Source organism: Cutibacterium sp. LaCa_89, from assembly GCF_058177555.1.
The window spans coordinates 984,067-996,193 of sequence record NZ_CP190889.1 but is presented as its reverse complement, the minus strand read 5'-3'; the positions used below and the strand labels follow the sequence as shown (position 1 = coordinate 996,193).

Here is a 12,127-nt window from a genome sequence, read left to right as displayed (position 1 = left end):
CACACCGTCCCCACCGACGCACGCGACAGCCAGTGTCAACGCGGGGGTCCGGGGGTACGCCACTGCAGCACCATCCCGACGACGACCAGCACGGCTGAGACTGCCAGACTCAGGGGGTCCAGAGGGCTCTGGTTCAGCAGCGCCCACCAGTAGGGAGTCGCCGCGGAATCCTTGGTACCCAGGATCCAGCACGACAGGACGAAGATCGTTCCCGGCAGCCACGCCCAGGCCACCGACAGCACGACGCTGGCGACCATCGCCAGTCCCACCAGCAGGACATGGTTGCGCGCAAACCACAGCACCCACCACTGAGAAATAGCTTGGTCACCGTTGAACAGGACAGCCCATGCCACTGGCCAGACGAGCACGATGACGGCCCAGACCACTCTCATGGTGCGAATGGGACGGTCGGGGAAGGCCTGTTCCCGTTGTGGGTCCGGGGAGGAGAACAATACGGAGGCGAGGATTCCACTCAGGCTCGAAGGCCCCAGCCCCACATCAACCGACCTGCTGCCGGCAAACGGGACGGTGACGAGGTCGCCGCCAAGGTGATGGGCACAGACCATTCCCACCGTCAGATAGGCCACTACGGCCACCAGACCGCGGCTGCGCAGGAACCATCCGAAGCAGGAGAGCCGACCCGTCATGGACAAGCCCTCACCTGTGCCACCATGGATCGCAGCGAGTCCGGGGCGAGGGGTTGACCGTCCATGACCGACACCAGTGCGTCGTCAAGGATTTCGACCGTCCCGTCACACTGTGAGGACGTGGAATCCTCGACTCCCAACAGGTTGTCACCCAGCAGGGGTGCGTTGAGATCCCCGGCCCATTCTCTCGCTGTGGAGGAGGTCGACACGTGCGTCCGCACCGGCAGGTAACCGGCCTTCCCTGGCCCTCCCTCGGGAGCGTAGACAATGCGTCTTTGGACCCCGCTGGCCATCAACAGGTCATCGACGCGGCCCATAGCCGTTGCGTATTCCTCCAGCCGCCAGGACATGTCACCGGAGACGCATGCCATGGATCCGTGCTTGCCGACCTCACGACACCGCCAATCATCCGTGGATTCCCACACCTCCTCCAACCGAATCGTCGCTGCGGCGTCAACGATGACCACTGCCACCAGAATCGTCGCCGTGAGCCACCGCCACCAAGGCCCACCACCGGGTGTCGTGATCACGGCCACGAGCACCAAGGAGACGACGATGACGGCACAATCGAGTCCAGCCCACAACGCGATGGCGTGCCAGGTGAGATGCGAAGGGGCGCCGTCGATGGCCGCAGGACCAGACCATCCAATGAGCAGGTCATAGACCTCAGGAACGGCCCCCGCCACCAAGTAAACCGCGATGGCAGCGACAGCGGCGAGCAGATAGGAACCAGCCGCCACTCCAAGGACGGCCCCCAAGGCCAGGAATGCCGTGGCGGCCATGGCGGTGAGGACCGAACCCATCACGAGTCGCGGATCGGCGTCACCAGAAGCCACCAATGCGAGGATTGCCGTCGTTACCCCCACAGCCAGGAGCAGAACGGCTCCGACACCCACCAGCCAGGTGGTGACGATGGCGGCGGTGGCGCTGCGCGGCCAGGCTCGGGATGTACGCGTGACCCCGGCGCGGCGAAGACGGGCGCCGTACGCCACCCCGACTCCGCAGCACACTGGAGACAGGATGACCGTGTCCACCGAGACACTCCCCGTCGTCAAGGCGAAGGACTTCCACACGCGGGGATACATGTGCATCAGGCCAACGCTCGTGGCGACCCACAACACGGCAAGCCCCAGCCCAGACCAGACGGCCTGCCGAAGACAGGCTTTCATCGGTCCCCCTCAAGGAGCTCGGATTCTGCGCGACCTTGCATCAGGTGCAGGTAGCCTTGCTCAGCCACTGACACGTGGTCCTGTGAATCAGATTCTCCTGCTGCAGCCATCAATTCGGGCAGCGTGCCGCTCCAGGTAATGTGCCCCCCATCGACCAGATGCACTTGGTCTGCGGACAAGGCGACGTCATCCATGAGATGGGTGGACAGCACGACGACCCGTGAGGCCGCCTGCTCGACGACGTGGCGGCGAAACGAGATCCGCTCCCCCGGATCCAGGCCCACGGTCGGCTCATCAAGAATGAGCACCTCGGGGTCGTGAACCAGTGCCGCCGCGAGGAAGACCCGACGCTTTTGACCGCCCGACAGAGTACCGATGGGCTGGTGGGCGAATTGACCGACGTTCAGATCGGACATGACGCCTTGGCACCTGTGCCTGACCTGCGTGGACGGTACTCGATACATGCGCGCACAGAAGGCGAGAAAGTCTTCGACCGGCCACGACGGTGACCAGGTGCATTCCTGCGGAACGTACCCGATGTGGGCCCGGTACCCAGAGCCCTCCCGTCGTCTCCTCACGGGTTGCCCGTCACGACGTAGCGTCCCGGCCCTCGGTCGTTTGATTCCGGTGAGCACAGCAAGCATCGTCGTCTTACCCGAACCATTGGGGCCGACAAGGGCACTCACCCCCACCGGAAAGGTCGCCGACACCGGCCCCAGTTGCCACCCGGACCGGTATCGGACGACCACCTGGTCAAGTTCAATCGTGTCAGCACTCATCAATTCAACCCATCGCTACACGGATCAGGTCGAGGCACTCGGTCGGGACACATCTTGGAAGAACATTGCCAACCGCCTCTTTCATCACGAACAACATCGATCGTAGAATCCGCAATATATACCTTGGATATTCCGTCAAGCAAACGACCGGTGCTGCCTGATGCCCCGCCCCTACGACTTGTGGAATACAGTTTCCACCCCACATGGGCTGGCATTTGTCATAAAGGACGGATGCGTCAACTTTGCCGTAACCGCCCCCTGTCGGATTTCTTGTGTCTTGAGACACTGAAGATGTATTCAGCCTTCGAATGCCAGATGCCACCCGATGACATGAGGGCTTGCTTATATCCTCGGGTTTTTCCTGGTGCTTTCGCCGATCCTCCCGTGATAGACAGACTCTCCACGTTGTCATAGGAGTCGCCCTGACAGTGTCTGCAAGTCTTGGCGGGCAGAACACAAGCAAAAATAGACACCGCGGATATCAACAAAAGTACAGTGCGAATCTTCTTGTGCCTTCATCAACTATTTGTCCAAACCATTGAGCAAGCGAGCAACACTGCTCTCTTACTGGACGAGCAGGGAATAATAATATATTCGGGTGACAACAGGTCGAGCAATCGGGGAACACACGAACGGGGCGACCACACTTCCACGTGGACGCCCCGTTCAGGACAGTGACCAAGCTCAGTCGCGAGGCTTCTCCACCATCTCGTAGCACTGGACCTCGTCGCCGACACGAATGTCGGAGTAGTTGGTCAGAGTCAGACCACACTCGTAACCCTCGCGCACCTCGGTGACGGCATCCTTCTCGCGCTGCAGCGTGTTGATCTCGGTCTCCTGGATCACCACGCCGTCGCGGACGAGACGGGCCTTGGCATGACGACGGATGATGCCGTCGGTGATCATGCAGCCCGCAATCGTTCCAACCTTCGAGGAGCGGAAGATCTGACGGATCTCCGCGGTGCCCATTGCCTTCTCCTCGTAGATCGGCTTGAGCATGCCTCGCAAGGCGGCCTCGATCTCGTCGATGGCGTCATAGATGACCGAGTAGTACCGGATGTCGACGTTCTCCTCGTCGGCCATGCGCTGGGCATGAGCGGTCGGGCGAACGTTGAAGCCCACGATGACGGCGTTGGAGGCGGCAGCCAGCGAGACGTTGGTCTCGGTGATGGCACCGACACCACGGTCGATGACGCGCAGGTCGACCTCGTCGCCCACGTCGATCTTGGCCAGGGCGTCCTCCAAGGCCTCGACCGAGCCGGCGCCGTCACCCTTGAGGATGAGCAGCAGCTCCTCGGTCTCGCCCTTCTCGAGCTGCTCAAACAGCTGATCGAGGGTCTTGCGACGCGACGACTTGGCCTGCTGGGCAGCACGCATCCGGGCCTCGCGCTTCTCGGCGATCTGGCGAGCCATCCGGTCATCGTCGACGACCAGGAAGTTATCGCCGGCGCCCGGCACCGAGGTGAGGCCGAGCACCTGCACCGGGGCGGCCGGCGCAGCCTCGTCGACGCTCTCACCCTGATCATTGATCATGGCGCGCACACGTCCGTAGGCAGACCCGGCGACGATGGAATCGCCGATGTGCAGGGTTCCACGCTGGATGAGGGCGGTGGCCACCGGGCCACGACCCTTGTCAAGGTGGGCCTCGATGGCAACGCCCTGAGCAGCCATGTCCGGGTTGGCACGCAGGTCCAGCGCCGCGTCAGCGGTCAGGACGATGGCCTCGAGGAGGTCGTCAAGACCCTCGTGGGTACGAGCGGAGACGTTGACGAACATCGTGTCACCGCCGTACTCCTCAGGAATCAGACCGTACTCGGTGAGCTGTCCGCGCACCTTGTCCGGATCGGATTCCGGCTTGTCGATCTTGTTGACGGCCACGACGATCGGCACATCGGCAGCTTTGGCGTGGTTCAACGCCTCGACGGTCTGCGGCATGACGCCGTCATCAGCAGCGACAACCAGCACCGCGATGTCGGTGGACTTGGCGCCACGAGCACGCATGGCCGTGAAGGCCTCGTGACCCGGGGTGTCGATGAAGGTGATGGCGCGCTCGACGTCGTCGACCTCGGTTTCGACCTGGTAAGCACCGATGGCCTGGGTGATGCCACCGGCCTCGCCCTCCACCACATGAGTGTGACGCAGGGCATCCAGCAGCTTCGTCTTGCCGTGGTCGACGTGGCCCATGACGGTGACGACCGGTGGACGTGCGACGAGATCCTCCTCATCGCCCTCGTTCTCGCCGAACTCGAGGTCGAAGGACTCCAGCAGCTCGCGATCCTCGTCCTCCGGGGACACGACCTGAATGTCATAGTTGAGCTCGCCGCCCAGGATCTCCAGGGTGTCGTCGGACACCGACTGGGTGGCAGTCACCATCTCGCCAAGGTTGAACAGCACCTGCACGAGCTGCGCCGGCTCGGCATTGACCTTCTCGGCGAGATCGGTCAGCGAGGCACCACGACGCAGTCGGATGGTCTCACCATTGCCCTTGCGGACGCGCACACCGCCGACCAGCGGTGCCTGCATCTCGTCGAACTCTTGCCTGCGCTGCTTGCGGGACTTGCGACCACGACGGGAACCACCACGGCCAAAGGCACCCTGGGTGCCGCGACCACCGCGACCACCGCGACCACCGCCGACAGGACCGCGAGATCCTCCGCCAAAGCCACCGCCGAAACCGCCGCCACGGAATCCACCACGGCCCCGGCCACCGCCGCGTCCACCACGACCAGTACTTGCCTGACCAATCTGAGAGGACTGGTGCTTCGGCATCATGGCCGGGTTCGGACGAGGCATACCGGAACCGCCACGCGATCCCTGGCTGCCGCCCGGACGCGGCATACGCTCACCCTGACCTGGACGAGGAGCTCCACCGGAGCGCCGTCCGCCCTCAGGGCGATGACGGGACTGGCCCATTCCCTGGCTGGAGGCGAACGGGTTGTTCCCGGGACGCGGGGTTCCGGTACGACGACCAGCACCCGGACGCGGACCGGGGCGAGCACCCGACGGCAGCCCGCCGGATCCCCCCGGGCGCGGGCCCGGACGGGCACCCGGCTTCGGGGTGGCAGGCTTGGCCGACCCACCAGGCTTGGGGCCGGGGGTCGGTGCATGGGGCTTGGCGGCGTTCTGACCAGGCTTGGGAGCCGGCTTGGCGTCGCTCTTCGGTGCCGGGGTCTCCTGCTTCTTGGAGCCACCGGAAGACTTCATGAGACCCGGACGCGGAGTCGCACTGGTGCGAGCTGCAGAGCTGCGCCCAGGCTTCGGGCCTCCGCTAGAACCGGGACGGGGACCAGGCGCCGGCTTCGGCGCGGGGCCCGGCTTGGGACCGGGAGTCGGCTTGGCCGACGGAGTCTCCTTGGACTTCCCCTTGGATGCTGCCTGCGACTTGCGAGCCGCAGGCTTCGCGGGCTTGGCATCGCCAGTCGGTTCAGCCGAACCGATCTGGTCACGCAGTCGCCGCACAACTGGTGCCTCAATGGTTGAGGAAGCCGAACGGACGAACTCGCCCATGTCGTTGAGCTTCCCCAGAAGCTGCTTGCTTGACAGTCCGAGCTCCTTCGCGAGCTCATAGACGCGGACCTTGGCCACTACTCTCCTTCGGGCCCGGCCGCGGTGGACCTGGGCCTAGTTGTTGTGAATCCTCATTGGTGCGAACTCATCGAGTGTTCATGAGCTTGTGCCCACTTCCTATTCAGTCCCTTCGAGCCAGAATGACCGACCGTCCAGGGACACGATTCGGTGAGGCCGCCGGACCTCCCGGCGGACATGCAGGAACAACTTTACCGAAACTGTCCTGTTGAGCCCAATTCACCGCGTTGGTCACTTGCCCCCATCAATCTCGTCGACGGTCACCCGCCGACGAAAGGATCGCGCGAATCCCCCGGACACGGCGCGCTTCCAGCACTCATCGTCAGGATGGACGTGAGCTCCCCTTCCAACTGCACTGCCAGTCAGGTCTGCCACGACGACCCCGTCAATCAGCACATAACGCCTCATGTGGGCTAGATCGTCGACGCGTCGGCATCCGACGCAGGTGCGTTGGGGTCGTCTGGTCACCCGTCAACCCTAGGCCAGATGGAGAAACAAAAGCACGACACCCAACCTTCACGGGGAAGGTCGGGCGTCGTCGGCTACTTCAAGCGGTCTCAGACCTGGTTGTCAGGACGGATGTCAATACGCCATCCCGTGAGGCGAGCTGCCAGACGGGCATTCTGACCTTCACGTCCAATGGCCAGGGAGAGCTGGTAGTCCGGGACGATGGCCCTGGCAGCCTTGGCCTTGGGATCGATGACCGTCACCAACGCCACCTTGGCAGGCGAAAGAGCCGCGCCCACGAACTCGGCGGGATCCTCCGACCAGTCGATGATGTCGATCTTCTCCTCGCCCAACTCATGCATGACGGCGCGCACTCGCTGACCCATCGGTCCGATGCAGGCACCCTTGGCCGAGACGTCAGGATTGTGCGAAACGACGGCGATCTTGGAGCGGTGACCGGCCTCACGAGCCAGGGCCTTGATCTCGACGACACCCTGTTCGATCTCCGGCACCTCCATGGCGAAGAGCTTGCGCACCAGGTTCGGGTGGGTGCGTGAGACGATCACCTGCGGGCCACGGACCTCCTTGCGCACTGCCACGACGTAGACACGAATACGACGGCCATGCGAGTAGTCCTCCCCTGGAACCTGCTCAGCCGGGGGCATGATGCCCTCGAGGGCACCCAGGTCGACGCGAACCGTGCGGGTGTCGCGGTAGGACTGCTGGACCACGCCAGTGATGACGTCACCCTCGACCGCCGCGAAATGGCCGTACTTCTGCTCATCCTCGGCCTCGCGCAGACGCTGGAAGATCACCTGGCGAGCCGTCGAGGCAGCCACGCGCCCGAAGTCATCGGGGGTGCCGTCGTACCAGCCGACGATCTCCCCCTCCTCGTCCTTCTCCGGGATCATGACGGCGACATTCCCGGTCTTGCGGTCGAGCTGGACCTTGGCCCCCTTCACGGGAGCATCCGTCTTGTCGTAGGCGTTGAGGAGAGCATCCTCCAAAGTCGTCAGCAGGTAATCGAGCGGGATGTCCTTGTCCCGCTCAATCATGCGCAGGGTCGACAGGTCGATGTCCATCTCAGTTCTCCTCCTCCGACGCCTGTGCGTCGCGACGATTGAGCTCCACCTGCACGATGGCCTTCGCCACGTCAGCCAGCTGGACCTCGCGGGTGGTGTACAGGGGCTTGTGAGGCTTCGAGTTCTCTGCCTCGACCTCGAGGGTGACCTTCTCCTCCGTGGCCGCGATGATGCGGCCGTCGAAGGTCTCCCCGGATTTCTGCCCCTCGGCTGGGTTGAGGGTGAACCGCACCAAGCGTCCGACGTTGCGTCGGTAGTGACGTGGCTGGGTCAACGGAGTGGAGACACCACGCGAAGACACCTCGAGGGTGTACGGCGACTCCCCCATGGCATCGGCATCATCGAGGCAGCGGGAAATCTCGGCAGTGGCCTCGGAGATCTCGTCAAGGCTGGGTCCGTGGCCGTCAGGGCCATCCCCGTCGACCGTCACTCGTACCAGGCGACGTCGTCCGGCAGGCACGGCCTCGACGCGATCGAGTTCGAGCCCGAGCTGGGACACGACCGGTTCCAGCAGGCTGGTGAGCCTCTCTGCATTCATCTGTGTCTCATCCTGTTGTCGTTGCAAATTGTCCGCACCGAGTCTAGCCGCTCAGTCCTGTCACCTGGACATCATCGCCTCCCCGCCTGGGTGATCCCCGGCGTCAGGTCGGAGGTACAGCTTCAGTATCGATAGGGTGAGCACATGATCGCTCGGAGAACCCTTCTTGCCAGTGGAGCCAGTCTCGTCGCCATCGGGCTGGCAGGTTGCGATCATGAGTCCGGCAAGAGAACGACCCCGGTGCGCTCAACCATTGCCAGCGCAGCCCCACAACGTCGCGATGCCGTGTCCCAGGAAGCCCTTCTGGCGCAGTTGGCGACGAAAGCCGCGAGTACCGTCGGTGGCGGCCGGAGGGTGATGTACCAGCGCGTCGCTGCTGCCCATCATCGGCATTGTCAGGTGCTGAGCCAGACTGACCCCTTCTCCGGAAACACGGGCTCTCCATCCCCCTCGGTCTCACCTTCACCGTTGACCGCCGGACAGGGATCGCCAGTTGCCTTGCTGCAGCGTCACGAAAAGGCTGCCGCTACCCAATATCTGTCGAATTGCCGAGCCGCAGGTGACCCCTCGGAATCCCTGGTGTGGGCCAGTCTCTCGGTGTTCTGCTCAGCTTTCGACCCCGACGCCCCCGCTCCACGTCCCACGCCCAAGGTTGTCCCGGTCTCCGTCGGACAGGAACCTCTCGTCAATGCCCAGCAGGCGCTCCTGACCCATCTCAATGCCCTCGTGGCAGGCCTGGAATGGGGCATTGGTCGCCTTGCCGAGGGCGACCCGCTTCGCGCCTGGGGATGGCGGCGACGCGACCGGGTCATCGCCCAGCGCGCCGAGGTCCGCCAGGGAATCCGCGAGGCCTCTGCCACCCCGACCCCTGATCTGCCTGGCTACCCCATGCCGACGACCCCTGTCAATGCGGCAGCGACCCGTTCACTGTGGTCCGACCTGGAAGACAATGTGCTGTCTGGCTGGGGTCGAGTGACAGCCGCGAGCCCGGCGCCAGCACGTCCGCACGCCGTCGCTGCGATGGCCAGCCAGACTGAGGTCCTCGCCCATCTGGGCACTGGGGTGACGACCTGGCCCGGCTGGGTGTGAGCAGGAAGCCGCGCCCCGGCGGCAACACGACTCAGATTCCCCAGATCAACTGAACCAGCATCCGTACTGCCAGCACGCTGGTGATGATGAGGAACATCGTCCGGACGAAACCATTGCCATGTTTCATAGCGGTCCGAGCTCCGATGAATCCACCAACGACGTTGGCGATGACGAGCGGCCAGGCGACGTGCCACCAGACATGACCGTGAATGGCCAGCGTCGTGATCGTGACGAGGTTCGTCACCGTGTTGCAGATCTTGGCCATCCCGGAGGCCTTGAGGAAGGAATAACCGCCCACGGCGACATAGGTGAGTACCCAGAAAGTCCCGACCCCCGGTCCGATGGCTCCGTCGTAACACCCCAGGAAGAGGCCGATGATCGGAACCAGAACGGGGTGTTTCCCGCCCTCTCCGTGCGAGCCCACGCCCAGGGCTGGTCGTCTCCAGGTGTAAATCCCTATGACCACGAGGACGATGAGCAGGATAGGAGTGTAGACCGCTCGGGACATGTAAGTGACGATCCGAGCACCGATCACCGCGCCGATGACGGCCATGCCGGCCGCTGAGAGGAACATCCGCCAGTCCGGGCGCTGCTTGCGCAAGTACCCCACTCCAGCGGTGAGGTTCCCGACGACTTGGGCCGTCTTATTCGTCCCGACGATCGTCGCCACCGGCGTCTCGGTCGGCAAACCAACCAACAAGGACGGCAGCATGATGAGTCCGCCCCCACCCACGACGGCGTTGACCCACCCTGCCATGAAGGCGGCGAGGACAAGACCAGCAAAGACCCACGACGTCACGTGTCAACCTTCCGTATGACACCAACACTTAGGGGCCCCGCCTCCTGAAAAGGGCGGGGCCCGACATCTTCTCGGTCTGGAGGTGCCTCAGGCCCACGGATGTGCCAGTAGCAACTCCGTGTTGTGATCGACCGATGTACCAAGCCTACGTGCCATCGTATGGATGTCGTTTGCCCCGAACTCTCGGTACAGACTGGCCAGACCATCCGGGTCCGTGGTGTCGTAGTCGGCCTGATAAGGGGCATTGGACTCGATTAAGGTCGTGAAGATGCTCACGGTACCGTCGTGATTGTCAGCAAGCTCGATAACACGGGCCATCTGGGGAAAGTCGACGTGCGACGCCGTGTTGATCTCCCACCAGCTACGGCGGGCGTCGAGAGCGTGCCGGTGAGCGGTGATGTTGTTGGCATGCACATGACCGTTGACCCACGCGACCACATTCGGGTAGTGCGAGAGCAGGGACACCAGTTCAGGGCCGAGATGACGAATACCAGTGCCGTCACCGGGGAGGACGGGGTTGTTCATCGTCTTCGAGTCATGGTGGCTGAAAAGGACGAACATGGTGTCGCTGGCCTCGTGATGCTGCCGCACACCCAGATCGTCGTAGTACACGCTGCTACCGGCACGCAGCACGGACTTCAACCACTTCCACTGACGGTCGTCGATGGAACCATTGGTGTAGCCGGCCCGGTTGGTGGAGTCCAGGCTGATACCGGTCACGCCTTCTGCGATCGGGAAGGTGTAATAACCGCGTACCGCGTTGAGGTCATTTTCGCTGAAACCGTGACCATGCGGACCTGCACCATCAACATCCTCACGCAAGTGAGCCTTGATGAACTCAAAAGGAGTGAAGGGCACGCGCCGCTCATCCGCGGTGACCCGCCGAGTCAGCGAGACGGCATCATTGGACAGCGCGATCGGTCCGCCGCCTTGGGCAGCCTGAACGTACGCCTTGGCGTCCCTGTCACTGGCGAAACCGGTGATCTTTCGATCGCTGGTGTACATCGCCTTCAGAAACTCCCAATCAGCAGGCAGCGTGCCTTGGACTGAGTCGTCGTGGTTTCCGAACACCGCGTACCACGGGATCTTCACACCCGCGGACGACACCGGGGCCATGACGCGACGGAAGTAGCCGTCCACCTGGGGAAAGCCGGCACGTTTGTACATGTCGCCGTGATGCGCTTCAGGATTGTAAAACAGCGGATCCCCGAAGGTTTGCACACTCTCCCAGCGATCACGGGCACCAGTATTCGGGACGATCGTGCCCCCGGCCAACAAGGTGAGGTACCAGTCGAGTTCGACGTGCTCATGGTTGTCGGTGTTGTCACCCGTGCTGACGAGAGCGTCGAAAGCCCGTCCGGTGGCCGGACCGCCCCGGAGGGAATTGACGCGACGCACCAGGGAGGCCGTGGCAAGTGGACCCAAGGCCTCGTGCGGGCGAAAGGCCGGGCCAGCTAGCAGGTGCAGGAACTCGACCCGCATCGGCGACTGCACATCGGTCACGTGCAGGTCAGTGAGCTGAACGACCGACGCCAAGCCGTGGCGTCGGTCGTCACGCCCGCTCTTGCCCCTGGCAAGTTCCTCGCGCACAACGAGCGGGTACCCGCGCTGTGCCTTGAGTCTGCGGTATCCGTTGCCCGGATCCCGCAGGCCCACCTGCTCGAGGGTGGTCCCGGCCGTGGAATGGAGACGCTTCGACGCATGAGCCAATGCCGGGGCGGTGCCGGTCACCGCTGCCGCAGCAACCAGGGTCATACCGCCGAGAAAGCTCCGTCGTCCCAACGTGTTCCTGGCCGCGTTGTCGTCAATTCTGGTTAATTTGTCTTCGTCCTCTGGCATCCATTTACCTTTCGCAAGGTCGAGGGGCCGTTCGGCCCGACGTACGAAACCCATTGTCAGAGGGGCATTGGGTCACTTGCGCGCCAGATTTCGAGAACAGTTGACGACGATACAGCCACGTGCGGATGTCGGCTGGTTAAACGATCACCTCCG

Annotated in this window: 10 protein-coding genes; 1 reads left to right on the top strand and 9 read right to left on the bottom strand. The window is 63.4% G+C overall.

All coding sequences use genetic code 11. The features are described 5' to 3' along the window. Window positions 1–35: 35 nt before the first annotated feature. From ACP8LP_RS04590 to rimP, 7 genes are all read right to left on the bottom strand, one after another. Window positions 36–647, bottom strand: a complete 612-nt coding sequence (locus ACP8LP_RS04590; RefSeq protein WP_334338789.1) for a hypothetical protein — start codon at window positions 645–647, stop codon at window positions 36–38. Beyond that, the gene (locus ACP8LP_RS04585; protein ID WP_334338788.1) at window positions 644–1,816 is read right to left on the bottom strand and encodes a conjugal transfer protein TraL; all 1,173 of its coding nucleotides are present in this window, start codon (window positions 1,814–1,816) and stop codon (window positions 644–646) included. Before ACP8LP_RS04585 ends, ACP8LP_RS04590 begins: the two co-directional genes overlap by 4 nt. Further along, a complete protein-coding gene (locus ACP8LP_RS04580; protein ID WP_417033874.1) occupies window positions 1,813–2,595 on the bottom strand; it encodes an ABC transporter ATP-binding protein in 783 nt (260 codons plus the stop codon). Before ACP8LP_RS04580 ends, ACP8LP_RS04585 begins: the two co-directional genes overlap by 4 nt. A 684-nt stretch (window positions 2,596–3,279) precedes the next feature. Beyond that, on the bottom strand, window positions 3,280–6,180 hold the full coding sequence (gene infB, locus ACP8LP_RS04575) for a translation initiation factor IF-2 (RefSeq protein WP_334338785.1): 2,901 nt from the start codon (window positions 6,178–6,180) through the stop codon (window positions 3,280–3,282). 231 nt (window positions 6,181–6,411) lie between these two features. Beyond that, window positions 6,412–6,648, bottom strand: a complete 237-nt coding sequence (locus ACP8LP_RS04570; protein WP_252932877.1) for a YlxR family protein — start codon at window positions 6,646–6,648, stop codon at window positions 6,412–6,414. Between the two features lie 89 nt (window positions 6,649–6,737). Next, window positions 6,738–7,709 (bottom strand): transcription termination factor NusA, encoded by a 972-nt coding sequence (gene nusA / locus ACP8LP_RS04565; RefSeq protein ID WP_252932878.1) that lies wholly within the window; start codon window positions 7,707–7,709, stop codon window positions 6,738–6,740. Window position 7,710: 1 nt separating this feature from the next. Then, window positions 7,711–8,247 (bottom strand): ribosome maturation factor RimP, encoded by a 537-nt coding sequence (gene rimP, locus ACP8LP_RS04560; protein ID WP_065674222.1) that lies wholly within the window; start codon window positions 8,245–8,247, stop codon window positions 7,711–7,713. A gap of 144 nt (window positions 8,248–8,391) precedes the next feature. On the opposite strand from rimP, the gene ACP8LP_RS04555 reads away from it, so the two are divergent. Continuing rightward, the gene (locus ACP8LP_RS04555; RefSeq protein ID WP_252932883.1) at window positions 8,392–9,336 is read left to right on the top strand and encodes a DUF4439 domain-containing protein; all 945 of its coding nucleotides are present in this window, start codon (window positions 8,392–8,394) and stop codon (window positions 9,334–9,336) included. Between the two features lie 31 nt (window positions 9,337–9,367). On the opposite strand, the gene ACP8LP_RS04550 is transcribed toward ACP8LP_RS04555, so the two are convergent. Further along, a complete protein-coding gene (locus ACP8LP_RS04550; RefSeq protein ID WP_016665732.1) occupies window positions 9,368–10,135 on the bottom strand; it encodes a sulfite exporter TauE/SafE family protein in 768 nt (255 codons plus the stop codon). 87 nt (window positions 10,136–10,222) lie between these two features. After that, on the bottom strand, window positions 10,223–11,974 hold the full coding sequence (locus tag ACP8LP_RS04545; protein WP_279186591.1) for a TIGR03767 family metallophosphoesterase: 1,752 nt from the start codon (window positions 11,972–11,974) through the stop codon (window positions 10,223–10,225). Window positions 11,975–12,127: the final 153 nt, after the last annotated feature.